This window comes from Streptomyces pimonensis (genome assembly GCF_041380215.1).
Taxonomy (GTDB): domain Bacteria; phylum Actinomycetota; class Actinomycetes; order Streptomycetales; family Streptomycetaceae; genus Streptomyces; species Streptomyces pimonensis.
The window spans coordinates 70,499-96,024 of the sequence record NZ_JAHWZY010000014.1 but is presented as its reverse complement, the minus strand read 5'-3'; the positions used below and the strand labels follow the sequence as shown (position 1 = coordinate 96,024).

Below are 25,526 nucleotides of genomic sequence, written 5' to 3'. Positions count from 1 at the left end.
GCCTCAGGACTCCTTGCGCAGTCCCCCGAAGGCCAGCTGGGCCACCGCGTCGGCCACCTCGCGCTCGCCCATGCCGCGTCCGTCCGGCCGGTACCACTCCACGATCGAGTTGATCATGCCGAAGACCAGCCGGGTCACCAGGCGTACCTCTATGTCCTCGCGCACGTCCCCGTCGTCCGCCGCCGCCTTCAGCAGCGCCGCCACCCGGTGGTCGAACTCGCGCCGTCGCTCCAGCGCCCACCGCTCGGTGTCCGTGTTGCCGCGCACCCGCAGCAGCAGCGTCACGTACGGCAGCTCGGCGATCAGGACCTCGACCATCCGCCGTACGACGTACTCCAGCCGCTCGGCGGCGCGTCCCACACGCGCGCGCTCCTCGTCCAGGATGCCGAAGAGCCCGTCCAGGGCACGGCTCACCGCGCGGCGCAGCAGTTCCTCCTTGCCGGCCACGTGGTGGTAGATGGACGACTTGGAGATGCCGGCGGCTCTGGAGAGGTGCTCCATGGAGGTGCCGTCGTAGCCGCGCTCGTTGAACACCTGGACGGCGACGGACAGCAGCGTCTCCGGGGTGTACGCGTCGCGCCTGGCGGTGGTCATGGGGTGTCCTCCAGCCTGTGGGTGGCGCACGCGTACCGGTGGAGCGCGAGGGACGGCGCGTAGCGGCCGGACGGGTCGGTCTCGTGCAGTTCGTCCAGCAGGGCGCCGGCCCAGCCGCGGCCGAGGCGGCGGCTCCACTCGAAGGGCCCCAGGGGGTAGCTCACGCCCAGCCGCATCGCGGTGTCGACGTCCTCCTCGGTGGCGACGCCCTTGGCGACGGCGTCGACCGCGAGGTCGATGATCCGCGCCACCGTCCGCGCGACGATCATTCCGGGGACGTCCCCGATGACGCTGACCTTCTTGCCGAGCGCCTGGAAGAGCCCGGTGGCCCCGGCGACGGTCTCCGGGGAGGTGTCACGGGCGTGGGACAGGGCGATCCGCGTGGCCGTGCGGTAGTCGAGGGCGAGGTCGAAGTGGACGACGTCGCGGAACTCCACGGAGGTCCGGCCGTCGGCGAGCACCAGCTGGCCGCCGCCGGGCAGCACCAGGCGGGTGCCGTTGTCCTCGTCCTCCTCGCGCACCTCGATGCCCGCCTCGCGGATCAGGGCGATCAGCTCCGAGGCGGGCCCCAGACCGCCCTCGGCGACCACGTATGCGGGTGCCTCGGCGGGCCCCGCGGTGTGCGGCTCGGGGCGCTCGGCGCCCTCCCGGTGGTCGTACCAGCCGTGGCCGGTCTTGCGTCCCAGGCGGCCGGACTCGACCAGGCGGCGCTGGGCGAGCGAGGGGGCGAAGCGGACGTCCTGGAAGAAGGACTGCCAGACCGAGTGGGTGACGGACTCGTTGACGTCCTGCCCGATGAGGTCGGTCAGTTCGAAGGCCCCCATCCGGAAGCCGCCGGACTCGCGCAGCACCGCGTCGATGGTGGCCGGGTCGGCGCCCTGGGACTCGTACACCGCGAAGGCCTCGGCGTAGAAGGGCCGGGCGACGCGGTTGACGATGAAGCCGGGGGTGTCGGCGCAGGCGACGGGCGTCTTGCCCCAGGCGCGGGCCGTCTCGTACGCGCGCGTGGCGTACGAGACGTCGGTGGCGAAGCCGGAGACGACCTCGACCAGCGGCAGCAGCGGCGCGGGGTTGAAGAAGTGCAGGCCAACGAAGCGGCCGGGCACGCGCAGGGCGCCGCCGATCGCGGTGACCGACAGGGAGGAGGTGTTGGTGGCGAGCAGACAGTCGTCGGAGACGACGTCCTCCAGCGCGCGCAGCAACTCCTGCTTGACGTCCAGGCGCTCCAGGACGGCCTCGACGACCAGGGCGCAGCCGGCGAGCCCGGTGAACTCGCCGACGGGCCGTAGACGGGCACGGGCCGCGTCCCGCTCGGCGGCGGTGAGGCGCTCCTTCTCCACCAGTCGGTCGAGCCGGGCGCCGATCGCGTCGGCCGCCCGGCGGGCCCGGCCGTCGACGGCGTCGTACAGCCGCACGGGGTGGCCCGCGACCAGCGCGACCTGGGCGATTCCCTGCCCCATGGTGCCGGCGCCGACCACGGCCACGGGACTGCTGAGGTCGAGTGCTGTCATGTGCGCGATCCTCCCGCACGGGTTCTCCACAGATGCGGCGGACCCCCTTGTCCCGACCGATCGTTCGGTTACTCTAACTCCGACCGCCCGTTCTGACTACGTTTCCGCACAGGTCCACGAGCTCGACGAAGAGTTCCCGAGACGAGGAGTTGGTCCCGCATGGCCGCCGCACTCACGGCGCACGAGCTGATCGCCCGGCACCGTCCCACCCTGGACCAGGCGCTGGAAACGATCCGCACGCGCGCGTACTGGTCCCCGCATCCCGAGCACCCCAAGGCGTACGGGGAGCACGGCAGCCTGGACACGGCGGCGGGCAGGGCCGCCTTCGACGCCCTGCTCGGCACCCGCCTCGACCTCGGCCAGCCCGGCACGGACGGCTGGGTGGACGGCGAGACCTCCCCGTACGGCATCGAGCTGGGCGTGAGCTACCCGCACGCGGACCCGGACGCGCTGCTGCCCGCCATGCGGGCCGGGATGCGGGCCTGGCGCGACGCCGGCCCGGAGACCCGCGCGGTGGTCTGTCTGGAGATCCTCAAGCGGATCGGCGACCGGACGATGGAGTTCGCCCAGGCGGTCATGCACACCTCCGGCCAGGCGTTCATGATGGCGTTCCAGGCCGGCGGCCCGCACGCGCAGGACCGCGGCATGGAGGCGGTGGCCTACGCGTACGCGGAGCAGGTCCGCACGCCCGGCACCGCGGAGTGGACCAAACCGCAGGGCAAGCGCGACCCGCTCACGCTCACCAAGGAGTTCGTCCCGGCCCCCCGGGGCGTCGCCCTGGTCATCGGCTGCAACACCTTCCCGACGTGGAACGGCTACCCGGGCCTGTTCGCCTCCCTGGCCACCGGCAACGCGGTCCTGGTCAAGCCGCATCCCCGCGCGGTGCTGCCGCTCGCGCTCACCGTCCAGGTCGCCCGCCAGACGCTCACCGACGCCGGCTTCGACCCCAACCTGGTGGCGCTCGCCGCCGAGCGGCCCGGCGAGGGCATCGCCAGGACCCTCGCCACCCGCCCCGAGATCCGGATCATCGACTACACCGGTTCCACCGAGTTCGGCGACTGGCTGGAGGGCAACGCGCGCCAGGCGCAGGTGTACACCGAGAAGGCCGGCGTCAACTCGGTGATCGTGGAGTCGACCGCCGACTACCGGGGGATGCTGGCCAACCTGGCGTTCTCCCTGTCGCTGTACAGCGGCCAGATGTGCACCACCCCGCAGAACCTGCTGATCCCGCGCGACGGCATCACCACCGACCAGGGGCCCAAGTCCTTCGACGAGGTCACCGCCGACCTCGCGAAGGCGGTCGACGGCCTGCTCGGCGACGACGCGCGCGCCAACGCGCTGCTGGGCGCGATCGTCAACCCTGACGTCAAGGCCCGCCTGGAGGCCGCCGCCGGTCTCGGCGAGGTCGCTCTCGCCTCACGGGAGATCGCCCACCCGGAGTTCCCGGGCGCGGTGGTGCGCACACCGGTGATCGTGAAGCTCGACGGCGCCAAGCCGGACGCCGAGGCCGCCTACATGAGCGAGTGCTTCGGCCCTGTCTCCTTCGCCGTCGCCGTCGACTCGGCCGGCGACGCGGTGGAGCTGCTGCGGCGCACCGTCCGCGAGAAGGGCGCCATGACGGTCGGCGCGTACACGACCTCCCCGGAGGTCGAGGAAGCCGTGCGGGAGGTCTGCTTGGAGGAGGCCGCACAGCTCTCCCTGAACCTCACCGGCGGGGTGTACGTCAACCAGACGGCCGCCTTCTCCGACTTCCACGGCTCCGGCGGCAACCCGGCGGCCAACGCGGCCCTGTGCGACGGCGCGTTCGTGGCCAACCGGTTCCGGGTGGTCGAGGTGCGCCGGGAGGCCTAGGAGCCGTGGGGTGCGCCTCCGGTGGCGCACCAGTGGTACAGCGTCATGGCCACACTGGTCGCGAGGTTGTAGCTGGAGACCTGGGGGCGCATCGGCAGCGCCACCAGGTGGTCGGCCCGGGCGCGGAGTTCCGCCGACAGCCCGCTGCGCTCGGAGCCGAAGGCGAGCAGCGCGTCGTCCGGCAGCTTCAGCGAGCGGATGTCCTCGCCCTCCGGGTCGAGCGCGAAGACCGGCCCGGGCGGCAACTCCTCCACGGTCAGCCGCTCCACGGCGGTGGCGAAGTGCAGCCCCGCCCCGCCGCGCACGACGGTGGGGTGCCAGGGGTCGAGCGTGCCGGTGGTGACGACCCCGGTCGCCCCGAAACCGGCGGCCAGCCGGATCACCGCGCCCGCGTTGCCGAGGTTGCGCGGCTTGTCCAGCACCACCACGGGCGCGGTGCGCGGGGTGCGGGCCAGCTCCCCGAGGTTGTCCGCGCGGGAGGGACGTACGGCCAGGGCGGCCACGGCGGTGGGGTGCGGGCGCGGCACGAGAGCGGCGTACGTCTCGTGGGGCACCTCGGTCAGCAACTCCGCCAGCGTGTCCCGCACGTCCCCGGCCAGCTCGTCGGCGAGCGCGAGCGCGCCGGCCCGGTCCGCGGTGAGCGCGATCCGGACCCCGGCCCCGAAGCGCACGGCGTGCTTGAGGGCGTGGAAGCCGTCGAGCAGCACGGCGGCGCCAGCCAGACGGCGCCAGGCGGAGACGGGGTCGGCCGGGGTCTGGGGAGCGGGTTCGGTCATGGCGTGCAGCCTACGTGTGCGGTCCCGGTGCTCCACCCGGCGCCGGAGCGGCCTCCAGCGGGTCCTTTCCGACCGGTCGGTCGGCCGGGGGCCGCGGGCGCGGAACCGGCGTCCCGCGCGGGCGCAGCCGCCCGCGCGCGCGTGCCGCGAGGTTCCCGAGGCGGCGCAGGAAGGCCGTCGGCAGGAAGACCGCGTCCGCCGTGATCATCGCCAGGGAGAAGAAGGGCAGTCCGAGCACGACGGCGATCACCGCGTGCTCCGTGATCATGAGGGCCAGCAGGACGTTCTTGACCCGCCGGTTGAACAGCGTGAACGGGAAGGCGACCTGCACGGCGACCGTCCCGTAGGTCACCAGCATCACCATCGTGCCGCTGGCCGACAGCAGGTCCGCGAGGGCCGGCCAGGGGGAGAAGTACTCCAGGTGCAGCGGGTAGTAGACGGCGGTGCCGTCCTGCCAGCGGGAGCCCTGGACCTTGTACCAGCCGGCCGTGGCGTAGATCAGACACGCCTCGGCCATGATCACCAGCAGCGCGCCGTTGTGCACGACGTTCGCGACGACGTCCAGCAGGATCCGCGGCTGCCCGGTCCTCGCCCGGCGCGCGGTCAGCCACCACAGCGCCTGTGCGAGCCATACGGCCCACAGCAGCGCCGGTATGAACCGGTCGCCGTCCATCCGGCCCGCCAGCGTCGCCAGGAGCAGCAGGAAGCCCAGCACGCCCCACAGCAGCGGGCCGACCCGGTCGCGCGGCCGCTCGCCACGTGCGCGCGCCCCGGCCGCGCGGCGCGCACGCCGCGCGTCCAGGGACCAGACCTGACCGCAGCGCGTGAACACCAGGTAGATCGACATCAGGTGCAGGACGTTGTCGCCGCCGTCCCCCATGAAGACGCTGCGGTTCTGCAGCGCCAGCACGCCCACCATGAACAGCACCGACATGGTGCGGGTGCGCCAGCCGAGCAGCAGCAGGAGACTCCACAGCACGGCGAGCGCGTAGACGGCCTCGAACCAGACCTGGCTGTCCGACCACAGCAGCGGCGTGAAGGCGTCGTTCACCGCGACCAGCTGATCGGCGAGGTCCCAGCTCCAGGGTCCGTCGGGGCCGTACAGCTCCTGGCGGTGGGGGAATTCGCGCAACAGGAACAGCAGCCAGGTCAGACTGAAGCCGATGCGGATCACGGCGGTCTGATGGGGGCCGAGCGCGGCGTCGGTGACGCGGGCGACCGCGCGGAGCAGGGCCGGCGCACAGCGGTTCACCCCACGCCTCCCCGGGTCTCGTCCTCGGACAGCGACCACCAGGACAGCGTGCGGTACACGGGTGTGGTGGACATCTCCTCCCCGCTCCATTCGGGCGGCGGCACCTGGGCGGTCCGTGAGCGGATCTGGACGCGCTCGACGGCGCCGCCCGGGCCGGCGGCGTCCGCACGGTCGAGGCGCAGCACCGCGATCCGGCGCAGGTACGTCTCGGACAGCGCCCCGCGCAGGCCCACCGGCCGGTTGTCGTCGTCGTGCGTGGCGACGAAGAAGTCCCAGGCACGGCGCAGCTCGTTCTGCTGGGTGTGGCTGGGCAGGAGGTTGCCGTCGATGGCGCGGCCGTCCTGTGCGGACAGGTCGTGCCAGCCGGTGGTCCGTGTCCCTCCGTCCGCCGTACGGATCTCGGCACGCACCTGGACGGCGATGTCCTGCTGCAACGGGTTCGGCGCGAACAGCTTCCAGTTCTGCTCGAACTCCGGGTAGATCCAGTCCGCGACCGTCTCGCCGTGCTCCTTGCTGACCGTGTTCGCCGGCGCGACGTGCAGGAACGTCATACCGAGGTGCACACAGACCACGACCGCGACGACCGCGAGCGCCACCGCGGCGCCGGTCCGATAGCCCGGGGAGAGCGCGGCCACCCCAGCGCGGGGCCCGGCGGGCGGACCGGCGAGCGGCCCGGCGGGCGGACCGGCAGACGGGTCGGCGAGGGAGCACGGCACGGGCGGGCCGTCCTCGGGTCGCCCGGGACCGGGCGGAGCGGTCCGGGGCCCCGGCGGGCCCGCCGGGCCGGCGGGCCCGCCGGGCCCGGGCAGGGCGGGGCACGGGCCGGGCACGCCCGGCCCGTGCCGGGCGTCCGAGCCCTCGTCGTACGCGTTCATCCCGCCCCGATCCACCGATCCCGGTCCGTCATCACTGCTCTCCCCCGACGCGAGGGCCTGGCACCGCGCCGCCGCGTCGCACGGAACGGTACTCAGCACCGGCTCCCGGGCACAGTCCCCCCGGGATCCCGTCCCCCGCCCGTCTCCGCACCGCGGCCCGGGCCCCGTGTCGTCCGCAGGCGGCCCCCGCAGGTTATCCACAACGGTTGACACCTCACGGCGCCCGTCTCACGATGGAATCGCACGAACCGAACGATCGGTCGGGAGCGTGCTCCCGGACGCATCCAGTCGAGGGGGACCCCATGGCGACAGCAGCCGCCCGCGATACGGCCGGCAGCCAGGCGTACGACGCACCGGCCGGCGCCGGCGACACCGCCCACCACGCGCGCGCCTTCGACGCGGCCGTCGCCGCCGACGAGCGGATCGAGCCGCGCGACTGGATGCCGGACGCCTACCGGGCCACGCTCGTCCGGCAGATCGCCCAGCACGCGCACTCCGAGATCATCGGCATGCAGCCGGAGGCCAACTGGATCGCCCGCGCGCCCTCGCTGCGCCGCAAGGCGATCCTGATGGCCAAGGTGCAGGACGAGGCCGGGCACGGCCTGTACCTGTACAGCGCCGCCGAGACCCTCGGCACCAGCCGCGACGAGCTGCTCGACAAGCTCCACTCCGGTCGCCAGAAGTACTCCTCGATCTTCAACTACCCGACGTTGACCTGGGCTGACGTCGGCGCCATCGGCTGGCTGGTGGACGGAGCGGCGATCACCAACCAGGTGCCCCTGTGCCGCTGCTCCTACGGCCCGTACGCGCGCGCGATGGTCCGCATCTGCAAGGAGGAGTCCTTCCACCAGCGCCAGGGCTACGAGCTGCTGCTGGCCCTCAGCAAGGGCACACCGGAGCAGCACGCGATGGCGCAGGACGCGGTGGACCGCTGGTGGTGGCCGTCCCTGATGATGTTCGGCCCGCCCGACGACGAGTCCCAGCACTCCGCGCAGTCGATGGCCTGGAAGATCAAGCGGCACTCCAACGACGAACTGCGCCAGCGCTTCGTCGACATCTGCGTCCCCCAGGCCGAGTCGCTCGGCCTGACGCTTCCCGACCCGGACCTGAAGTGGAACGAGGAGCGCGGGCACCACGACTTCGGCGCGATCGACTGGTCGGAGTTCTGGGACGTCCTCAAGGGAAACGGCCCGTGCAACGAACAGCGGCTGACCCGGCGCAGGCAGGCCCACGAGGAGGGCGCCTGGGTCAGAAAGGCCGCAGCGGCCCACGCCGCCAAGCACACGAACGGCGAGACAGGAGCTGTAGGAGCATGACCCACACCGACTGGCCCCTGTGGGAGGTCTTCGTGCGCTCGCGTCGCGGACTGTCCCACACCCACGCCGGCAGCCTGCACGCGCCGGACGCGCAGCTCGCCCTGCGCAATGCCCGCGACCTGTACACCCGGCGCGGCGAGGGCGTCTCGATCTGGGTCGTCCCGTCGTCCGCGGTCACCGCCTCCTCACCCGACGAGAAGGACCCGTTCTTCGAGCCGGCTGCCGACAAGCCCTACCGGCACCCGACGTTCTACGAGATCCCCGAGGGGGTGCGGCACCTGTGACGACGCCCCCCGCCAAGGGCACCGCCGCCCGCACGACCGCCGCGCTCGCCCTCGGCGACGACGCGCTGGTGCTCTCCCACCGATTGGGCGAGTGGGCCGGCCACGCCCCCGTGCTGGAGGAGGAGCTCGCCCTCGCCAACATCGCGCTGGACCTGCTGGGCCAGGCCCGGGTGCTGCTGTCGATGGTGGGCGACGAGGACGAGCTGGCTTATCTGCGCGAGGAACGCGCCTTCCGCAACCTCCAGCTGGTGGAACAGCCGAACGGCGACTTCGCCCACACCATCGCCCGCCAGCTGTACTTCTCCGCCCACCAGTACCTCCTCTACGGCGAACTGGCCTCCGGTGACGGCCCGTTCGCGCCGCTGGCCGGCAAGGCGGTCAAGGAGACCGCCTACCACCGTGATCACGCCGAACAGTGGACGCTGCGGCTCGGTGACGGCACGGACGAGAGCCGTACGCGGATGCAGTGTGCCGTGGACGCGCTGTGGCGCCACACCGGCGAGATGTTCCAGCCCGTCGAGGGCCTGGACGTCGACTGGCCCGGCCTGGAGGCGGCCTGGCGGGAGCGGATCGGCGAAGTGCTGCGCCGGGCCACCCTCACGGTGCCCGAGGGCCCGCGCACGGGAGCGTGGGCGGCCGGCGCGGGCCGTCAGGGTCTGCACACCGAGCCCTTCGGCCGGATGCTCGCCGAGATGCAGCATCTGCACCGCAGCCATCCGGGGGCGACATGGTGAACACCCCCACCCCGCTGGAGGCCGAACTCCTGGAGCTCGCCGGTTCGGTACCCGACCCCGAACTGCCCGTTCTGACCCTGCGCGAGCTGGGCGTCGTGCGCGCCGTGCACGCACATGGCACGCACACCGTCGAGGTCGAGCTGACCCCGACGTACACCGGTTGCCCGGCCGTCGAGGCTATGAGCCTGGACATCGAGCGGGTGCTGCGCGAACACGGGGTGCGCGAGGTCACGGTGCGCAGGGTGCTCGCGCCCGCCTGGTCGACCGACGACATCACGGACGAAGGGCGCCGGAAACTGCGGGAGTTCGGCATCGCCCCACCACGCGCACGCACGGCCTCCGGGCCGGTCGGGGTGGAGCTGGGCCCGACACGCACCCGCGCGACCCGGCCGGGGGACGAGCCGCTGCCCGTCCACTGTCCGCACTGTGGCTCCGCCGAGACCGAGCTGCTCAGCCGTTTCTCGTCCACCGCGTGCAAGGCGCTGCGCCGCTGCCTGGCCTGCCGTGAACCGTTCGACCACTTCAAGGAGCTGTGATGGCCCGCTTCCACCGGCTCCGGGTGGCCGCGGTCGACCGGCTCACCGACGACTCCGTCGCCCTCACCCTCACCGTCCCCCCGCACCTGGCCGAGGAGTACCGGTACACCCCCGGCCAGCACGTGGCCCTGCGGCGCGTCGCGGGCGGCGAGGACATCCGGCGCACCTACTCCATCTGCTCCCCCGCGCCCGGCGGCGAGGCGCCGAGCACCCTCCGGGTCGGCGTGCGGCTGGTCGAGGGCGGCGCCTTCTCCACGTACGCGCTCAAGGAGGTCGGCCTCGGCGACGAGCTGGAGGTGATGACCCCGGCCGGCCGCTTCACCCTTCCCCCCGCGCCCGGCCGGTACGCGGCGATCGTCGGCGGCAGCGGCATCACGCCGGTGCTGTCGATCGTCTCGACCCTGCTCGCGCGCGAGCCGCGGGCCCGGTTCTGCCTGATCCGCAGCGACCGGACGGCCGCCTCGACGATGTTCCTGGAGGAGGTCGCCGACCTGAAGGACCGCTACCCCGAACGGCTCCAGCTGGTGACGGTGCTCTCCCGGGAGGAGCAGCAGGCGGGACTGCCCTCCGGCCGGCTGGACCAGGAGCGGCTGACCGGGCTGCTGCCGGTCCTGCTGCCCGTGGAAGAGGCGGACGGCTGGTTCCTGTGCGGACCGTACGGACTGGTCGAAGGAGCCGAGCGGGCGCTGCGCGGGCTGGGCGTGGCGCGCTCCCGCATCCACCAGGAGATCTTCCACGTGGCCGCCGGTACGGCGGCCTTCGCCCCGGCGTCCGCGCCCGCGCACAGCGCGGTCACCGCCCGGCTCGACGGGCGTGGCGGGACCTGGCCCGTCCAGGACGGCGAGTCCCTGCTGGACACGGTGCTGCGAAACCGGCCCGACGCGCCCTATGCCTGCAAGGGAGGGGTGTGCGGCACCTGCCGTGCCTTCCTCGTCTCGGGCGAAGTGCGGATGGACCGCAACTTCGCGCTGGAGCCGGAGGAGACGGAGGCGGGCTATGTCCTGGCCTGCCAGTCGCATCCGGTGGCGGAGAGGGTGGAGCTGGACTTCGACCGGTAGGCGCACCGGCCACCCGGCCCGCCCCGGCCGGCGTCCGGCCGGCCAGGACCGCAGGGGCCTGCCGGGCCTTCTCGCCCGACAGGACGGCGGGCGGCGGACGTTCGCCGGTGGCGTTACAGCACGTGCCCCGGCGTCCCGTCGTCGGTGACGACGGGACGTCCGGAGGCCTCCCACACCTGCATGCCGCCGTCCACGTTCACGGCGTCGACGCCCTGCTGGGCCAGGTACATGGTGACCTGCGCCGACCGTCCGCCGGAACGGCAGATGACGTGCACCCGGCCGTCCTGCGGGGCGGCCTCGGTCAGCTCGCCGTAGCGGGCCACGAACTCGCTGACGGGGATGTGCAGCGCCCCCGCGGCGTGACCGGCCTTCCACTCGTCGTCCTCGCGGACGTCCAGCAGGAAGTCGCCGTCCTTGAGGTCCGCGACCCGGACCGTGGGCACACCAGCTCCAAAACTCATGCCCCCGACGCTACCCGACCGGGCGGGCCCCGGCTCAGGCCAGCAGCGCCGCCAGCTCCGCCTCGCGTTCGGTCACCTGGGTCCACAGCCGCTCGGCGATCTCCTCGAGCAGCCGGTCGGGGTCGTCCGGGGCGAGGCGGAGCATCGATCCGATGGCGCCGTCCTCCAGCTCCCTGGCGACCAGCGTGAGCAGTTCCTTGCGCCGGGCGAGCCATTCGAGGCGGGCGTAGAGCTCCTCGCCCGCGCTCGGGACGCGCTTCAACTCCGGTCCCGCTGCCCACTCCTCGGCGAGTTCACGCAGCTCCTCCTCGCTGCCTCGGGCGTAGGCGGCGTTGACGCGGGTGATGAACTCCTCGCGGCGCGCGCGCTCCTTGTCCTCCTGCGCCAGGTCCGGATGGGCCTTGCGGGCGAGGTCGCGGTAGAGCTTGCGGGCCTCCTCGCTGGGCCGCACCCGCTGCGGGGGCCGCACCGGCTGGCCGGTGAGCATCGCGGTGGCCTCGGGGAAGAGGCCGTCACCGTCCATCCAGCCGTTCAGCAGTTCCTCGACGCCGGGGATGGGCATCAACCGGGCACGCGCCTCGTCGGCCCGGCGCCGGTCCTCGGGGTCGTCGCTGCGGGCGGCCCTGACCTCCAGGATCCGGGCCTCCAGTTCCTCGAGCCGGGCGTACACCGGGCCGAGCTTCTGTTCGTGCAGCCGGGAGAAGTTCTCGACCTCGACGCGGAAGGTCTCCACGGCGATCTCGAACTCGATCAGCGCCTGCTCGGCCGCGCGCACGGCCTGCTCCAGCCGCTCCTCGGGCCGCGCCGCACCACCACCACCACCGCCGGGGGTCTGCTCCACGCCGGCGCCGCCACTCTGCTCACCTTCCGAGGTCGTCACCCGGACAGCGTAGGCCACCCGCCGGACGGAGCACCCCGCCACGGCGGCGCACTCCCCGGCCGAAGGCGTGCGCCTGTCCCGGACGCCCGCTCACACCCCCGTCTCCGCCGCGATCCGTCCCGACCGCACCGCGGCCACCAGGTCCGTGTGGTCCGCCTCGGTGCGGTCGGCGTAGGTGACGGCGAAGGACGCCACCGCCTCGTCCAGTTCGTCGTTCTTGCCGCAGTAGCCGGCGATCAGACAGGGGTCGGCGCTGTGGGAGTGGGCGCGTGCCAGCAGAGCGCCGGTCATCCGGGCGTAGTCGTCGACCTGGTCGGCGGCCAGCGCGGTCGGGTCGACGCTGCCCTTGCGGTTGCGGAACTGGCGCACCTGGTAAGGGCGGCCGTCGACCGTCGTCCAGCCCAGCAGGCTGTCGCTCACCACCTGCATCCGCTTCTGGCCGTGGACCACCCGCATGCCCTCGTGGCCTGCCTCCGGGACGTCGAACCCCACCGCCGCCAGATGCGGCGCCAGCGCCGAGGGCCGGGCCTCCTTCACCTGGAGGACCAGGGGCTCGCCCCGGTGGTCGAGGAGCAGCACCACATACGAGCGGGTGCCCACGCTGCCGGTGCCGACGACGCGGAACGCCACGTCGTGCACCGCGTGCCGGGCCAGCAGCGGGTGGCGGTCCGGCGGGAGCGTGCCGAGGTACTGCTCCAGCGAGGCGGCCACCGCGGCAGCCTCACCGTCCGGTATGCGGCGCAGCACCGGCGGCGCGTCGACGAAGCGGCGTCCGCCGTCCTCGGCCGCCTCGGTGGACTTGGCCGCGAACCGGCCGCTGGTGTTCGCGCGGGCCTTCTCGGAGACCCGCTCCAGGGTGCCCAGCAGGTCGTGGGCGTCGGTGTGGGAGACCAGCTCCTCGTCCGCGATGGCGTTCCAGGCGTCCAGCGCCGGCAGCCTGGACAGCAGCCGCATCGTGCGGCGGTAGGCGCCCACGGTGTCGTGGGCCGCGGCGCGGCAGGTGTCCTCGTCCGCGCCGGCCTCGCGCCCGGCGAGCACCAGGGAGGTGGCGAGCCGCTTGAGGTCCCATTCCCAGGGGCCGTGCACCGTCTCGTCGAAGTCGTTCAGGTCGATGACCAGTCCGCCCCGCGCGTCACCGTAGAGACCGAAGTTCGCCGCGTGGGCGTCGCCGCAGATCTGGGCGCCGATGCCGGTGATCGGCGTGCGGGCCAGGTCGTACGCCATGAGGCCCGCCGATCCGCGCAGGAAGGCGAACGGTGTCGCCGCCATCCTGCCCACCCGGAGCGGTGCGAGCTCGGGCAGCCGGCCCCGGCTGGACTCCTCGACGGCGCTCACGGCGTCGGGGCGGGAGGCGTCCGGATCGAAGGTGGCGTGCGCCTCGCGGGGCACCCGCCCGCGCAGGGCCTTGCCTTCGCCCCTGGAGCTTCCCCGGGCGGGCCACTCGGCGAATCCCGGCACCCGCGGCAGCCGCCGCACCGGGGCCGTGCCGCCGCTCCCGGTCATACCGCCCGCACCCGTCACGCCGCCGGTCCCGGCCACACCGGCAGGCTCATGAGTCCCGGACGTCCCGGCAACAACTTCGGCCACGGCGACTGCCTCCCCGTACTCCTACGTGCCGTACACACGCGTCGACATCGATCGTGCCGACCGTACAGCCGGCGGCCGAAAAACGTCAGACCCTGTGGACAACTCACCCGGCGTGGAAACGCCCAGGTCCTAGCCTGCTTCCGCCACCTCGCCCGCCGTCGGCAGCAGCCGCTTCTCGGCGAGCAGCCGCCCGGCGCGGTCGTGGGAGATGTCCAGCCGGGCCAGTACGGCCGACACGGCCACCCCCGGCAGCATGTGGTGGAACAGCGCGGCGGCCCGGTGCTCCAGGTCCTGCCGCTGACAGCGCAACTGCGACAGCAGCTGCACCCCGGAGAAGCTCGCGACCAGCAGTTCCGCCGTCTCCGTCGGGTCGACGTGCGGCAGCAGTTCGCCTCCCGCCTTCGCCTCGGCCAGGGTCCGGGTGGTCTGGTCGATCCACATGCCGAACGCCGGGGTGCGGTCCAGTCCCAGCGCCCCCTGGTCCAGGGCCAGTCCGACGCTGGCCCGCACCAACGGCTCGGTCCGCAGCCGCAGCGCCAGCACCAGGCCGGAGTCGACGAGTTCCTGCAGTTTGCTGGACTGGGCCGGCAGGGAGATCGCCAGCTGCTCCTCGAACACGCCGAGCGCCAGCTCCTCCTTGGAGCCGAAGTGGAAGTACAGCGCGCCCTTGGTGACCCCGGCCCGCTCCAGGATCTCCCCGATGGTCGCCGAGGTGTAGCCACGTTCGTCGAAGACGGCCGCGGCCGCCTCCAGGATGGTCCGCCGGGTGCGGATCGCGCGCTCCTGTCGCGCCATCGAATGCCTCCTGATCTGGGTGGATCTCATGGATCTCTCGGTTCGCGCCAGGCGGTCGCCGTGAAGCCGCCGTGAAGCCGCCGTGCGGCCTGCCGTCTGGTGCGGGCGCGTGGGCTCGTCTCCGGCGATGTGGATCACCCTTGGAAAAAAACCAACTCGTCCGTACCTTAGTGCGGACCGACCGGGGTCCGATCGTCGTTCCCGGGGGTTCCTCACGCCGCAGCCGGATTCCTGGAGCGCACTCATGGAGGATCAGACCGGACAGCGGGGCTCACCCGCAAACACCGCCGGCGGACCCGGTGCCCGCACCCGTGTCACGACGGAGCTCGCCCACCGCCCCCGTGCGGCGGACGTCTTCCCGGTCGAGTGGGTCCGGCTCTCGGACGTCCGCTTCCGTGTCACCGCCCGCTGGCCCGCCGACCACGCCTTCTTCGGCCCCGTCGACGACCGCCGCCAGGATCCGATGATCGTCGGTGAAACGTTGCGTCAGACCTCGATGGCCCTCGCCCACGCGGAGTTCGGCGCCCCCGCCGACACCCACTTCGTCATGCGGGACCTGGACGTTTCCATTGACCCGGACCGGCTGCTGCTCGCGGACGCGGACGAGCCGGTCACCGTCGACGTCGTCTGCTCAGAGGTCCGCCGCCGGGGCCGGGGCCTGGGCGGCATGCGCACGACGATGGAGTTCCGCCGCGCGGGACGCCTCGTCGCCCGGGGCACGGGCAGTACCGGCTGCACCTCCCCGGCCGCCTACCGCCGCATGCGGGAACGCCAACTGGCCGCCCAGGGGGCCCGGACGGCGCTGCCGGAACCGGTGCCGCCCGACCTGGTGGGCCGCCGCCGCGCGGAGGACGTCGTCCTCGCCCCCGCGGACCGGCCCGGCTCCTGGCTGCTGCGCGCGCACACCGGGCACCCGGTCCTCTTCCCGCGCCCCAACGACCACGTTCCCGGCATGGTCCTGTTCGAGGCGGCCCGTCAGGCCGCGACCGCGGCCTCGGGCCGGCTGCCCTTCCTGCCGTCCGAACTGAACGTCTCCTTCAGCCGCTACGCCGAACTGGACAGCCCCTGCCGGCTCGACACCGAAGTGCTCGACAAGGGCGCGGACGAGGTGGCGGTGCGGGTGTCGGGCACACAGGCCGGCCGGCCCGTCTTCGCCGCCGCCCTCACCTGCACGCCCGCGCCCCCGATACGGTCCCTGTCATGACCGCCGACCTCCTGATCACCGGTGCGACGGGCTTCATCGGCAGCCGGGTCGCGGAAGTGGCCCGCGGGCGCCCCGACGTACGCGTCCGCGTGCTGTCCCGCCGTACGCCGGCCGGACGGCCGGACCCCGGGACGGTGCCCGGTGATCTCGCCGACCCGCGCACTCTGCACGGCGGTTGCGCCGGCGTCGACGTCCTCGTCCACTGCGCCTCCCACGTGGGCGGCGCCCCGGAGCCCGCCGCCGCGGTCAACGACCTCGGCACCAAGGCCCTGGTGGAGGAGGCCGTACGCAGCGGGGTGCGCCGGATCGTCTACGTGAGCACCGCCGCCGTCCACGGCCGGGGCCCCTTCCGGGGGGTGCGGCCCGGCGAGGCCCCGATCGCGCCCGTCTCCGCCACCAGCCGCGCCCGCGCGGCGGCCGAACGGCACGTCCTCGAGGCGGGCGGCCTGGTGCTGCGCCCGCACCTGGTGCACGGCGAGGGCGACCGCTGGGTGATCCCCGGGCTGGTGGGGCTGCTGCGGGAGTTGTCCGCGACCGTGTCCGGCTGCGAGGCGCTCCAGTCGATGATCGACGTCGACACCCTGGGCCGGGCGGTCGTCGCCGCAGCGCTGTCCCCCCACCACGGCCCCGGCGCCCACTACGTGGTCCATCCGGAGCCCGTCCCCGCCTCGGAGTTGCTCGCGGCCGTGTGCGAGCGGGTGGAACGGCCCGGCGACGGCACCCGGGTGGACGTGGCCACCGCCCGCGCCCGGGCCGCCGGGTCCCCGCGCGCCCTGCATCACCTGGACATGCTCGCCGTGGACCACTGGTTCGCGGACGACGGCTTCTGGAAGGACCTGGACTGCTCACCGGGTGAGGGCTTCGCCCGTACGTTCGCACGGTCGGCGCCCTGGTACCGGTCGCATCTGACGGCCGGCCGGTGAGGAACGGGAAAACCGTCCGGCCCGTTTGTTCGTTCACGCCCGCAGGTGAGCCGGCACGGCGAGGACCCGCCGATGCGTCTCGTCCGTCATCGGCAGGTCCGGCTTCGTGAAGACGCCGCCGATGTGCTTGCCGACGGCGGCCTCCGACACCACCGGCTCACGGGCGATCGCACCGTTGGACCCGCCCTGCGCCATCAGCGCCAGTACCTCCCGCTCCCGCGGGGACAGCCGCTCCAGCGGGTCGCGGCGGTGGCGCAGCAACTACCGTACGACCTCGGGGTCGACCACCGTGCCGCCGTCCGCGACCTGGCCCAGCGCGGTCACGAACTCCCCGATCCGGCCTACCCGGTCCTTGAGCAGGCAGCCGACGCCGGTGCCGCCGCAGGCCAGCTGGTGACCGTCCACAGTTCGAGGACCTTCGCCTCCTCGCCGTCCCCGACCGTGGCCATCAGCGACGGGGTGGCGATCACGGCCGCCGGGGGAGCAGGACGACCGTGAACGCGAGGGCGTCGACCGGCCGCAGCAGGACCGCGAACAGCAGGGCGTGCCCCGACTTCCGCCAGGTGGCCCGCCCCCTCAGCCGGGCGGTCAGCCAGGCCCGCAGGCCGGGGGCGACGAGCGGCAGGCGCGGGTCGGGGACCGGGTCGCGGTCGGCCAGCCACCACCGCTCCAGCCGGGCCACCGGTATGCCCGCGAGGACGGTGCCGAGCAGCAGCAAGAACCCCACCAGGGCCGGTGCGAGCACCCCGCCGGCCACCACCGACACCACGATGCCCACGAGCACGACCGCGCCGGTCACCGCGCCGGTGAGCAGATGTCCGGCCGAGCGCCACGGCGACAGCGCGCAGCCGGGACGGGACATGGCCTGTCAGGGGTTTCGAGGCCGCATGCGGATCACCGTAGAAGCCGGTGCCGTACGGGGCCGTCGGCCCGGCCGGAGGTTTCGGGGTATGCCCGGCCCTGCCCTTTTCCTCGCCCCTGCCGCACTGCGCCGACCGGCTCCCGGACGGTTTCGTGTCCCTCGGACGGCCGGCCCGGAACAGCCGGGCCGGACAGGGAGTGGGCACATGGGCCAGAGGAACGGCGACGCGATCACCTTGCGTCGGGTGAGCCGGCGTTACGGGTCGGGCGACGGCGCGGTGAGCGCGCTGGACGAGGTCTCCCTCGCCTTCCCGCGCAGGAGCTTCACCGCCGTGATGGACCCGTCCGGCTCCGGCAAGTCGACGCTGCTGCGGTGCGCCGCCGTGCTCGACCGGCCCACCTCGGGCTCGGTCGCCGTGGCGGCACCGAGCTGACCGGGCTCGGTGAGAGACGGCCGGCCCTGCTGCGCCGCGAACGCGTCGGCTTCGTCTTCCAGGCGTTCAACCTGCTGCCGGCGCTGACCTCCGAGCAGAACGTCGCCCTTCCACTGCGGCCGGCCGGCACGTACCACGGGCCCGGATCCGTGAGGCGCTCGAGCAAGTCGGCCTCGGCGACCGCGCCCGGCACCGGCCCCGGCCCCGGCCGAGCTGTCCGGCGGGCAGCAGCAGCGGGCCGCGCCGGCCCGCGCCCTGGTCACCGGCCCCGATGTGCTGTTCGCCGACGAAACGACCGGCGCGCTGGGCTCCCGCACCGGCCGCGAGGTGCTCACGCTGCTGCGCGGCATGGCCGACCGCGGGGGCAGACGGTCGTCATGGTGACCCACGACCCGGTGGCCGCCTCCCGCGCCGACCGCGTGGTCTTCCTGGTCGGCGGCCGCGTCCACGACGAGCCGGCCGGGGCCACGCGGTGGTGGGCGCCACCCATGGTGGGCACGGAGTGCTGACGGTGGTCGCGGCCGGCGCGGTCCCGGGCCTGACCGTGGCCGTGCTCAACCTGGCCGGCGTGTGGGGGCGCTGTCCCTGCTCTCGGCCCCCGTCACGATCGCTCCTCCCTGGTTCGCCCCGGCCGCCGTCACGGCCGCCTGCGCCGCGCTCGCCACGGCCTCCGCGGCCGTCCCCACCGCTCTCGCCCTGCGCCGACCCGCACCGGAACCGGCGGCCGTCCGCGAACGAGCCCGCGAGAACCGCACCGGAACCGGCGGCCGTCCGCGAGTGAAGCCACCAGGCCCGCTCCGGGTGGCCGCCGGCGCCCTCCCCCGCGCCCTTCCGAGGGCCTCCCTGAGACCCTCGCCCCACGCCCCCCGGGCGGACGACGCACCACTCCACAACGAAAAGGATCATGAGATGTTCCTCACACGGCATCCTGCCACCGCACCCGCCCCGAGCACGCGAAACGGGCGGCATCCGATGGATGCCGCCCGTTCGACGGTGTGCGCGAGGGGGGAGTTGAACCCCCACGCCCTTGCGGGCACTGGAACCTGAATCCAGCGCGTCTGCCTATTCCGCCACCCGCGCATTGGGTGTGTCTTCCGCGCCTTGCCCCTTGGGGCCCTGCGCCTTCCGACACCGAGAACATTAGCACGCTGGTCGGGATGGATTCACATCCCTTTCCCCGCGACCGTCCCACCGGCCCTCACCGCCCCCCACCGGCCCCGACGAGCCCGGATGTCCCGGTCCGGCCTCCCCGCGGCCTCCGGTGTCGCGACGGCGACCGCTTCACGTATCAACCTCGTACCGGTGGTCCCCGTCTGTCCGGGAGCCGGACGGAGTCCACAGCCGGGTGCGGGACACTGGTCTTCGGCCCCCTCTACGATCCATGGCAGAACGACGCGCACGAGCACGGCCGAAGGAGTTCGAGGAGGGGCTCCGGAGGGAACTTCGTCAGGCGTCGACACCCGTCGACCGGGCCGACAGGGGGAACCAGCCGATCGACCGGCGCGTGGATACGATCAGTAAGCAGTACCAGGTAGGCGGCGCACGAAACGGTGCGCCTGGCAGTGCACAGGACGGCAGCGACGGAGGAGGTGCCCCATGGGAGTCCTGAAGAAGTTCGAGCAGCGTCTCGAAGGTCTGGTCAACGGCACCTTCGCCAAGGTGTTCAAGTCCGAGGTGCAGCCCGTGGAGATCGCGGGAGCGCTCCAGCGGGAGTGCGACAACAACGCCACCATCTGGAACCGCGACCGCACCGTCGTACCCAACGACTTCATCGTCGAACTGAGCACCCCGGACTACGAGCGGCTCAGCCCGTACTCCGGTCAGCTCGGCGACGAGCTCGCCGGCATGGTGCGCGACTACGCCAAGCAGCAGCGCTACACCTTCATGGGCCCCATCAAGGTGCACCTGGAGAAGGCGGACGACCTCGACACCGGCCTGTACCGGGTCCGCAGCCGCACGCTCGCCTCCTCCTCCGGCCAGACCCCCGGTACTCCCGGCGGCGCACCGCCGGCCGGCCGGCCCGGCGGCTACGGCTACCCTTCGGCAGGCTCCGCGGGCGCCCCGCCCATGCCGGCCGCGCCGCCGCCCGGCGGCGGTTACGGCTACCCGCAGCCGGCGGGCGGCCAGCGGCCCCCCGCCGCCCCCGCGGTCGGCGGACGCACCCGCTACTGGATCGAGATCAACGGCACCCGCCACCAGATCTCCCGCCCCACCCTCGTGATGGGCCGCAGCACCGAAGCCGACGTGCGGATCGACGACCCCGGCGTCTCCCGCCGGCACTGCGAGATCCGGACCGGAACGCCCTCGACGATCCAGGATCTCGGATCCACCAACGGCATCGTGGTGGACGGGCAGCACACCACCCGCGCTACGCTCCGCGACGGCTCGCGGATCGTCGTGGGCAGCACCACCGTTATCTATAGGCAAGCCGAAGGGTGAAGCGGGGGCAATGTCAGAGCTGACCCTCACGGTCATGCGGCTGGGTTTCCTGGCCGTACTGTGGCTGTTCGTGATCGTGGCCGTGCAGGTCATCCGGAGTGACCTGTTCGGCACTCGCGTCACCCAGCGCGGATCACGGCGGGACACCGGCCGGGCACAGCAGGCCGCCGCCCGCCAGGCGCCACCACCGCAGCGCCAGCAGTCCGGCGGCGGACGCCGCGGCCGCAACACCCCCACCAAACTGGTCGTGACCGAGGGCACCCTCACCGGCACCACCGTCGCCCTCCAGGGCCAGACCATCACCCTGGGCCGGGCGCACGACAGCACGATCGTGCTGGACGACGACTACGCCTCCAGCCGCCATGCCAGGATCTACCCGGACCGCGACGGCCAGTGGATCGTCGAGGACCTGGGCTCCACCAACGGCACCTACCTGGACCGGACCCGGCTGACGACCCCCACGCCGATTTCGCTGGGCGCACCGATCCGCATCGGCAAGACCGTCATCGAGCTGCGGAAGTAGTGCTACACCAATGAATGAGCGCGAGCGGAGCGAGCACGCAGTGGGGGTCCCCACCCAGGGCCCCGGCGCGCTCCCGACCGGAGGGTGGGCAGTGTGGCTCGACACGACCGGCTGTACCCGGAGCCGACTGGCGAGGTGCGCATGAGTCTCTCCCTGCGCTTCGCCGCCGGATCACACAAAGGCATGATCCGGGAGGGCAACGAGGACTCCGGTTACGCCGGTCCGCGGCTGCTCGCCATCGCCGACGGCATGGGCGGCGCCGCCGCCGGCGAGGTCGCCTCCTCCGAGGCGATCTCCACCATCGTCGCCCTCGACGACGACGTCCCCGGCTCCGACCTGCTCACCTCGCTCGGCACCGCCGTCCAGCGCGCCAACGACCAGCTGCGCATGATGGTCGAGGAGGACCCCCAGCTCGAGGGCATGGGCACCACCCTGACCGCCCTGCTGTGGACCGGTCAGCGCCTCGGCATGGTGCACGTCGGCGACTCCCGCGCCTACCTCCTGCGCGACGGTGTCCTCACCCAGATCACCCAGGACCACACCTGGGTGCAGCGTCTGGTCGACGAGGGCCGCATCACCGAGGAGGAGGCCACCACCCACCCGCAGCGCTCCCTGCTCATGCGGGCCCTCGGCAGCGGCGAACACGTCGAACCCGACCTGTCCATCCGCGAGGTCCGGGCCGGCGACCGGTACCTGATCTGCTCCGACGGCCTGTCCGGCGTGGTCTCCCACCAGACCCTCGAGGAGGCCCTGGCCAGTTACCAGGGACCCGAGGAGACCGTCCAGAACCTGATCGAACTGGCCTTGCGCGGCGGCGGCCCGGACAACATCACCGTGATCGTCGCCGACGTCCTGGACCTCGACACCGGCGACACCCTCGCCGGGCAGCTGTCCGACACCCCGGTCGTGGTCGGCGCCGTGGCCGAGAACCAGAACCAGCTCTCCGACAACGGCATCATGCAGACCCCCGCCGGCCGCGCCTCCGGCCTCGGCCGCCGGCGCAAGGAGGGCGGCGGGGGCGAGTTCGGCCCGCCCGGCAGCGGCGACATCACCGGCTTCATCCCCACCGACGGCCTCGCCTACGGCGACGACGACTTCGTCAAACCCCGCAAGGACCGCCGCTGGCTCAAGCGGTCCGTCTACAGCCTGCTCGCGCTCGCCGTCCTCGGCGGCGGCCTGTACGGCGGCTGGCGCTGGACCCAGACGCAGTACTACGTGGGCGCCCAGGGCGAGCACGTCGCGCTGTACCGGGGCATCAACCAGGACCTGGCCTGGGTGTCCCTCTCCAGGATCGAGAAGGACCACCCCGAGATCGAACTCAAGTACCTGCCGCCCTACCAGCGGAAGCTGGTCGAGGCGACCATCGCCGAAGGCGACCTCTACGGTGCCCGCGCGAAGATCGAGGAACTGTCGGTCCAGGCCTCCGCGTGCAGGAAGCAGGCCGAGCGGCGCGCCGCCGAGAGCCAGAAGAACGCGAAGACCGGCGAGGGCGAGGCCGGAGGCACCACGGGAACCACACCCGCCTCCTTCCCGTCCAAGGCCTCGCCGACGCCGGACCCCTCGGGCTCGGCGAAGGCCCCGGAGCAGTCCACGCCCCCGTCCACGACCGCCGCCCCCGCCCCCAGCCCCGGCCCCAGCCTCTCGGAGGAGGAGCAGAAGGTCGTCTCGCTGTGCGGTAAGCAGTAGGCAAGCCGTGAGAGGCCCTGTCACACGATGAGCAGTACTACCAACCCGTCGACGCAGCACACGTCCACGATCGGCGCGATCGGCGCACCCAGCCGCCGCAACACCGAGCTCGCGCTGCTGGTGTTCGCCGTCGTCATCCCGGTCTTCGCCTACGCCAACGTGGGGCTCGCCCTCGACGGTGAGATGCCCACCGGACTGCTGAGCTACGGCATCGGTCTCGGCCTGATGGCGGGCGTCGGTCACCTCGCCGTGCGGAAGTTCGCCCCGTACGCGGACCCGCTGATGCTGCCGCTGGCCACCCTGCTCAACGGCATCGGCCTGGTCGCCATCTGGCGCCTGGACCAGTCGAAGAAACTGCAGGCGAGCAGCACGTTCGTCGAAGCGGCGCCGCGCCAGCTGATGTACTCCGCGCTCGGCGTCGCCCTGTTCGTGGCCATGGTGTTCTTCCTCAAGGACCACCGCGTCCTGCAGCGCTACACCTACATCTCCATGGCCGGCGCGCTGATCCTGCTGCTGCTGCCGCTGGTCCCGGGCCTCGGCCACAACGTCTACGGCGCCAAGATCTGGATCAAGATCCCCGGTCTCGGCACCCTCCAGCCCGGCGAGTTCGCCAAGATCGTCCTCGCGGTCTTCTTCGCGGGCTACCTCATGGTCAAACGCGACGCCCTGGCCCTCGCCAGCCGCCGCTTCATGGGGCTCTACCTGCCCCGCGGCCGCGACCTCGGCCCGATCGTCGTCGTCTGGATCATCTCCATCCTGATCCTGGTCTTCGAGACCGACCTCGGTACCTCGCTGCTGTTCTTCGGCATGTTCGTGATCATGCTGTACGTCGCCACCGAGCGGACCAGCTGGATCGTGTTCGGCCTGCTGATGTCCGCGGTCGGCGCGGTCGGCGTGGCGAGCTTCGAGCCCCACATCCAGACGCGTGTGCAGGCCTGGCTCGACCCGATGCGCGAGTACGAGCTCAGCCGCGCCGCGGTCCAGGACGGCATGGTCCACTCCGAGCAGGCCATGCAGGCCCTGTGGGCCTTCGGCTCCGGCGGCACCCTCGGCAGCGGCTGGGGCCAGGGCCACTCCGACCTCATCGGCTTCGCCGCCAACTCCGACTTCATCCTCGCCACCTTCGGCGAGGAACTCGGCCTGGCCGGCGTCATGGCGCTGCTCCTGCTCTACGCGCTGATCGTGGAGCGCGGCGTGCGCACCTCCCTCGCCGCCCGCGACCCGTTCGGCAAGCTGCTCGCCATCGGACTGTCCGGCGCCTTCGCGCTCCAGGTCTTCGTCGTCGCCGGCGGCGTCATGGGCCTGATCCCGCTGACCGGTATGACGATGCCCTTCCTGGCGTACGGCGGTTCCTCCGTCATCGCCAACTGGGCGCTGATCGGCATCCTGCTCAGGATCAGCGACACCGCCCGCCGCCCGGCGCCCGCCCCCGCCACCAATCCCGACGCCGAAATGACCCAGGTGGTCCGCCCGTGAACAAGCCCTTGCGCCGGGTCGCGGTCTTCTGCGGCCTGCTCATCCTCGCCCTGCTCGTCCGGGGCAACTGGCTGCAGTACGTCCAGGCCGACGAGCTGGCCTCCGACAGCAAGAACCGCCGCGTCAACATCGAGCGCTACGCCACCCCGCGCGGCAACATCATCGTCGACGGCGAGCCCATCACCGGGTCCGTCGAGTCCAAGAGCGGCGACTACAAGTTCAAGCGCACCTGGACCGACGGTGCCATGTGGGCGCCGGTCACCGGATATTCCTCGCAGGCCTTCGACTCCAGCCAGCTGGAGAAGCTGGAGGACGGCATCCTCACCGGCAACGACGACCGGCTCTTCTTCCGCAACACCCTCGACATGATCACGGGCAAGCCGAAGGAGGGCGGCAGCGTCGTCACCACCCTCAGCTCCGCCGCGCAGAAGGCCGCGTACAACGGCCTCGGCGACAAGAAGGGCGCCGTCGCCGCGATCGACCCGACGACCGGCAAGATCCTGGCGCTGGCCTCCACGCCGTCGTACGACCCGTCGAAGTTCGCCGGGACCTCCAACGAGGACGCCAAGGCCTGGCAGGAGGTCCAGAAGGAGAACAACCCCGACGACCCGATGCTGAACCGGGCGCTGCGCGAGACCTACTCGCCGGGCTCCACCTTCAAGGTGGTCACCGCCGCGGCGGCGCTGGAGGAGGGCCTGGTCGACGACATCGACGCCAAGACCGACACGCCTGAGCCGTGGATCATGCCGGACACCACCACGCCCCTGCGCAACCACGGGAACATCCAGTGTGAGAACGCCTCCCTGCGAGAGGCCCTCCGGGTCTCCTGCAACAGCGTCTTCGGCAAGCTCAGCCATCAGGTCGGCAACGAGAAGATGATCGAGTACGCGGAGAAGTTCGGCTTCAACAACCCCGAGCTCGACACCCCCGTCCGCGCCGCCGAGAGCGTCTTCCCCGAGGACAACAGGCCGCAGAACGCCATGGCCGGCATCGGCCAGGCGTCCAACCGCGCCACCCCCCTCCAGATGGCCATGGTCACCGCGGCCATCGCCAACGACGGCAAGCTGATGAAGCCGTACATGGTCGACCAGCTCAAGGCCGCGAACCTGGACACCATCGAGACGACCGAGCCGCAGGAGCTGTCCCAGCCCCTCTCCTCGGAGAACGCCCAGAAGATCCAGGAGATGATGGAGACCGTCGTCGAGGAGGGCACCGGAGGCAACGCCAGGATCGACGGCGTCACCGTCGGCGGCAAGACCGGTACCGCCGAGCGCGGCGTCAACAACAGCGGCACGCCCTACGCCTGGTTCATCTCGTACGCCAAGACCGACGAGGGTTCCCCGGTCGCCGTCGCCGTCGTCGTCGAGGACAGCAACGCGACCGGCGCCGACATCTCCGGCGGTGGCCTGGCCGCACCGATCGCCAAGGCCGTCATGGAGGCGGTCCTCAAGGGAAAGCAGTGACCCGGGT

23 protein-coding genes, 1 tRNA gene and 2 pseudogenes are annotated in these 25,526 nt (G+C 72.6%); 14 read left to right on the top strand and 12 right to left on the bottom strand.

Annotated elements, in window-relative coordinates:
• Window positions 1-3: 3 nt before the first annotated feature.
• Both KYY02_RS16300 and KYY02_RS16295 read right to left on the bottom strand, forming a co-directional pair.
• Entirely contained in the window at window positions 4-594 is a 591-nt protein-coding gene (locus tag KYY02_RS16300; RefSeq protein WP_371238671.1) for a TetR/AcrR family transcriptional regulator, read from the bottom strand.
• Window positions 591-2,105: a 3-hydroxyacyl-CoA dehydrogenase gene (locus KYY02_RS16295; RefSeq protein WP_371238670.1), complete on the bottom strand. Its 1,515-nt coding sequence runs from the start codon at window positions 2,103-2,105 to the stop codon at window positions 591-593. The genes KYY02_RS16300 and KYY02_RS16295 overlap by 4 nt, the downstream gene beginning before the upstream one ends.
• 159 nt (window positions 2,106-2,264) lie before the next feature.
• On the opposite strand from KYY02_RS16295, the gene paaN reads away from it, so the two are divergent.
• The gene (gene paaN / locus KYY02_RS16290; RefSeq protein WP_371238669.1) at window positions 2,265-3,956 is read left to right on the top strand and encodes a phenylacetic acid degradation protein PaaN; all 1,692 of its coding nucleotides are present in this window, start codon (window positions 2,265-2,267) and stop codon (window positions 3,954-3,956) included.
• Here paaN and KYY02_RS16285 read toward each other — a convergent pair.
• From KYY02_RS16285 to KYY02_RS16275, 3 genes are read right to left on the bottom strand one after another with little or no spacing between them, the layout of a single operon-like run.
• Window positions 3,953-4,732 (bottom strand): TrmH family RNA methyltransferase, encoded by a 780-nt coding sequence (locus tag KYY02_RS16285; protein ID WP_371238668.1) that lies wholly within the window; start codon window positions 4,730-4,732, stop codon window positions 3,953-3,955. The genes paaN and KYY02_RS16285 overlap by 4 nt on opposite strands.
• A gap of 10 nt (window positions 4,733-4,742) precedes the next feature.
• The gene (locus tag KYY02_RS16280) at window positions 4,743-5,984 is read right to left on the bottom strand and encodes an HTTM domain-containing protein (protein WP_371238667.1); all 1,242 of its coding nucleotides are present in this window, start codon (window positions 5,982-5,984) and stop codon (window positions 4,743-4,745) included.
• A complete protein-coding gene (locus KYY02_RS16275) occupies window positions 5,981-6,859 on the bottom strand; it encodes a DUF5819 family protein (protein WP_371238666.1) in 879 nt (292 codons plus the stop codon). Before KYY02_RS16275 ends, KYY02_RS16280 begins: the two co-directional genes overlap by 4 nt.
• A gap of 302 nt (window positions 6,860-7,161) precedes the next feature.
• On the opposite strand from KYY02_RS16275, the gene paaA reads away from it, so the two are divergent.
• Genes paaA through KYY02_RS16250 form a run of 5 tightly spaced genes read left to right on the top strand, consistent with a single transcriptional unit; the run spans window position 7,162 to window position 10,787 of the window.
• Window positions 7,162-8,175 carry a 1,2-phenylacetyl-CoA epoxidase subunit PaaA gene (gene paaA / locus KYY02_RS16270; protein ID WP_371238665.1) on the top strand — a complete coding sequence of 338 codons (1,014 nt, stop codon included), beginning with the start codon at window positions 7,162-7,164 and terminating at the stop codon, window positions 8,173-8,175.
• Complete coding sequence (gene paaB, locus KYY02_RS16265; RefSeq protein ID WP_371238664.1) at window positions 8,172-8,459, top strand: 1,2-phenylacetyl-CoA epoxidase subunit PaaB; 288 nt, start codon at window positions 8,172-8,174, stop codon at window positions 8,457-8,459. The genes paaA and paaB overlap by 4 nt, the downstream gene beginning before the upstream one ends.
• Window positions 8,456-9,193, top strand: coding sequence for a 1,2-phenylacetyl-CoA epoxidase subunit PaaC (gene paaC / locus KYY02_RS16260; RefSeq protein ID WP_371238663.1), 738 nt, complete (start codon window positions 8,456-8,458; stop codon window positions 9,191-9,193). The genes paaB and paaC overlap by 4 nt, the downstream gene beginning before the upstream one ends.
• Window positions 9,190-9,729 (top strand): 1,2-phenylacetyl-CoA epoxidase subunit PaaD, encoded by a 540-nt coding sequence (gene paaD, locus KYY02_RS16255; RefSeq protein ID WP_371238749.1) that lies wholly within the window; start codon window positions 9,190-9,192, stop codon window positions 9,727-9,729. Before paaC ends, paaD begins: the two co-directional genes overlap by 4 nt.
• Window positions 9,729-10,787, top strand: coding sequence for a 2Fe-2S iron-sulfur cluster-binding protein (locus tag KYY02_RS16250; protein ID WP_371238662.1), 1,059 nt, complete (start codon window positions 9,729-9,731; stop codon window positions 10,785-10,787). Before paaD ends, KYY02_RS16250 begins: the two co-directional genes overlap by 1 nt.
• A 113-nt stretch (window positions 10,788-10,900) precedes the next feature.
• Here the strand turns inward: KYY02_RS16250 and KYY02_RS16245 are convergent, their stop codons facing one another.
• The 4 genes from KYY02_RS16245 to KYY02_RS16230 all read right to left on the bottom strand — a co-directional run bounded on the left by KYY02_RS16245 (window position 10,901) and on the right by KYY02_RS16230 (window position 14,510).
• On the bottom strand, window positions 10,901-11,230 hold the full coding sequence (locus KYY02_RS16245; RefSeq protein ID WP_371238748.1) for a rhodanese-like domain-containing protein: 330 nt from the start codon (window positions 11,228-11,230) through the stop codon (window positions 10,901-10,903).
• Window positions 11,231-11,282: 52 nt separating this feature from the next.
• The gene (locus KYY02_RS16240) at window positions 11,283-12,128 is read right to left on the bottom strand and encodes a J domain-containing protein (protein WP_371238661.1); all 846 of its coding nucleotides are present in this window, start codon (window positions 12,126-12,128) and stop codon (window positions 11,283-11,285) included.
• Between the two features lie 90 nt (window positions 12,129-12,218).
• A complete protein-coding gene (locus tag KYY02_RS16235; RefSeq protein ID WP_371238747.1) occupies window positions 12,219-13,631 on the bottom strand; it encodes a DUF2252 domain-containing protein in 1,413 nt (470 codons plus the stop codon).
• A 213-nt stretch (window positions 13,632-13,844) separates the two neighbouring features.
• Window positions 13,845-14,510 (bottom strand): ScbR family autoregulator-binding transcription factor, encoded by a 666-nt coding sequence (locus tag KYY02_RS16230; protein ID WP_371238660.1) that lies wholly within the window; start codon window positions 14,508-14,510, stop codon window positions 13,845-13,847.
• Between the two features lie 244 nt (window positions 14,511-14,754).
• Here KYY02_RS16230 and KYY02_RS16225 point away from each other — a divergent pair, with 244 nt between their 5' ends.
• Both KYY02_RS16225 and KYY02_RS16220 read left to right on the top strand, forming a co-directional pair.
• Complete coding sequence (locus KYY02_RS16225) at window positions 14,755-15,714, top strand: ScbA/BarX family gamma-butyrolactone biosynthesis protein (protein WP_371238659.1); 960 nt, start codon at window positions 14,755-14,757, stop codon at window positions 15,712-15,714.
• Window positions 15,711-16,637 carry an NAD-dependent epimerase/dehydratase family protein gene (locus KYY02_RS16220; RefSeq protein ID WP_371238658.1) on the top strand — a complete coding sequence of 309 codons (927 nt, stop codon included), beginning with the start codon at window positions 15,711-15,713 and terminating at the stop codon, window positions 16,635-16,637. Before KYY02_RS16225 ends, KYY02_RS16220 begins: the two co-directional genes overlap by 4 nt.
• A 33-nt stretch (window positions 16,638-16,670) precedes the next feature.
• On the opposite strand, the pseudogene KYY02_RS16215 reads toward KYY02_RS16220, so the two are convergent.
• Window positions 16,671-17,015, bottom strand: a pseudogene (locus tag KYY02_RS16215) (response regulator transcription factor); the annotation flags it as partial.
• An 88-nt stretch (window positions 17,016-17,103) separates the two neighbouring features.
• Window positions 17,104-17,499 carry a sensor domain-containing protein gene (locus KYY02_RS16210; RefSeq protein WP_371238657.1) on the bottom strand — a complete coding sequence of 132 codons (396 nt, stop codon included), beginning with the start codon at window positions 17,497-17,499 and terminating at the stop codon, window positions 17,104-17,106.
• A gap of 205 nt (window positions 17,500-17,704) precedes the next feature.
• Between KYY02_RS16210 and KYY02_RS16205 the strand changes: the two are divergent.
• Window positions 17,705-18,441, top strand: a pseudogene (locus tag KYY02_RS16205) (ABC transporter ATP-binding protein).
• 487 nt (window positions 18,442-18,928) lie between these two features.
• Here the strand turns inward: KYY02_RS16205 and KYY02_RS16200 are convergent.
• Window positions 18,929-19,012, bottom strand: a tRNA-Leu gene (locus KYY02_RS16200).
• 516 nt (window positions 19,013-19,528) lie between these two features.
• On the opposite strand from KYY02_RS16200, the gene KYY02_RS16195 reads away from it, so the two are divergent.
• The 5 genes from KYY02_RS16195 (at window position 19,529) to KYY02_RS16175 (ending at window position 25,519) form a co-directional block, all read left to right on the top strand.
• A complete protein-coding gene (locus KYY02_RS16195) occupies window positions 19,529-20,371 on the top strand; it encodes an FHA domain-containing protein (RefSeq protein WP_371238656.1) in 843 nt (280 codons plus the stop codon).
• 10 nt (window positions 20,372-20,381) lie between these two features.
• Window positions 20,382-20,894: an FHA domain-containing protein FhaB/FipA gene (locus KYY02_RS16190; protein ID WP_371238655.1), complete on the top strand. Its 513-nt coding sequence runs from the start codon at window positions 20,382-20,384 to the stop codon at window positions 20,892-20,894.
• Window positions 20,895-21,035: 141 nt separating this feature from the next.
• Entirely contained in the window at window positions 21,036-22,580 is a 1,545-nt protein-coding gene (locus tag KYY02_RS16185; protein WP_371238654.1) for a Stp1/IreP family PP2C-type Ser/Thr phosphatase, read from the top strand.
• A 27-nt stretch (window positions 22,581-22,607) separates the two neighbouring features.
• Complete coding sequence (locus KYY02_RS16180) at window positions 22,608-24,056, top strand: FtsW/RodA/SpoVE family cell cycle protein (protein ID WP_371238653.1); 1,449 nt, start codon at window positions 22,608-22,610, stop codon at window positions 24,054-24,056.
• On the top strand, window positions 24,053-25,519 hold the full coding sequence (locus KYY02_RS16175; RefSeq protein WP_371238652.1) for a peptidoglycan D,D-transpeptidase FtsI family protein: 1,467 nt from the start codon (window positions 24,053-24,055) through the stop codon (window positions 25,517-25,519). Before KYY02_RS16180 ends, KYY02_RS16175 begins: the two co-directional genes overlap by 4 nt.
• Window positions 25,520-25,526 lie beyond the last annotated feature (7 nt).

Excerpts from the sequence above, each read along its gene's own strand:
- KYY02_RS16300 (WP_371238671.1), bottom strand. The coding sequence starts at position 594 with ATGACCACCGCCAGGCGCGACGCGTACACCCCGGAGACGCTGCTGTCC.
- KYY02_RS16295 (WP_371238670.1), bottom strand. The coding sequence starts at position 2,105 with ATGACAGCACTCGACCTCAGCAGTCCCGTGGCCGTGGTCGGCGCCGGC.
- paaN (WP_371238669.1), top strand. The coding sequence starts at position 2,265 with ATGGCCGCCGCACTCACGGCGCACGAGCTGATCGCCCGGCACCGTCCC.
- KYY02_RS16285 (WP_371238668.1), bottom strand. The coding sequence starts at position 4,732 with ATGACCGAACCCGCTCCCCAGACCCCGGCCGACCCCGTCTCCGCCTGG.
- KYY02_RS16275 (WP_371238666.1), bottom strand. The coding sequence starts at position 6,859 with ATGAACGCGTACGACGAGGGCTCGGACGCCCGGCACGGGCCGGGCGTG.
- paaA (WP_371238665.1), top strand. The coding sequence starts at position 7,162 with ATGGCGACAGCAGCCGCCCGCGATACGGCCGGCAGCCAGGCGTACGAC.
- paaB (WP_371238664.1), top strand. The coding sequence starts at position 8,172 with ATGACCCACACCGACTGGCCCCTGTGGGAGGTCTTCGTGCGCTCGCGT.
- KYY02_RS16250 (WP_371238662.1), top strand. The coding sequence starts at position 9,729 with ATGGCCCGCTTCCACCGGCTCCGGGTGGCCGCGGTCGACCGGCTCACC.
- KYY02_RS16235 (WP_371238747.1), bottom strand. The coding sequence starts at position 13,631 with ATGACCGGGAGCGGCGGCACGGCCCCGGTGCGGCGGCTGCCGCGGGTG.
- KYY02_RS16230 (WP_371238660.1), bottom strand. The coding sequence starts at position 14,510 with ATGGCGCGACAGGAGCGCGCGATCCGCACCCGGCGGACCATCCTGGAG.
- KYY02_RS16225 (WP_371238659.1), top strand. The coding sequence starts at position 14,755 with ATGGAGGATCAGACCGGACAGCGGGGCTCACCCGCAAACACCGCCGGC.
- KYY02_RS16220 (WP_371238658.1), top strand. The coding sequence starts at position 15,711 with ATGACCGCCGACCTCCTGATCACCGGTGCGACGGGCTTCATCGGCAGC.
- KYY02_RS16210 (WP_371238657.1), bottom strand. The coding sequence starts at position 17,499 with ATGTCCCGTCCCGGCTGCGCGCTGTCGCCGTGGCGCTCGGCCGGACAT.
- KYY02_RS16195 (WP_371238656.1), top strand. The coding sequence starts at position 19,529 with ATGGGAGTCCTGAAGAAGTTCGAGCAGCGTCTCGAAGGTCTGGTCAAC.
- KYY02_RS16190 (WP_371238655.1), top strand. The coding sequence starts at position 20,382 with ATGTCAGAGCTGACCCTCACGGTCATGCGGCTGGGTTTCCTGGCCGTA.
- KYY02_RS16185 (WP_371238654.1), top strand. The coding sequence starts at position 21,036 with ATGAGTCTCTCCCTGCGCTTCGCCGCCGGATCACACAAAGGCATGATC.
- KYY02_RS16180 (WP_371238653.1), top strand. The coding sequence starts at position 22,608 with ATGAGCAGTACTACCAACCCGTCGACGCAGCACACGTCCACGATCGGC.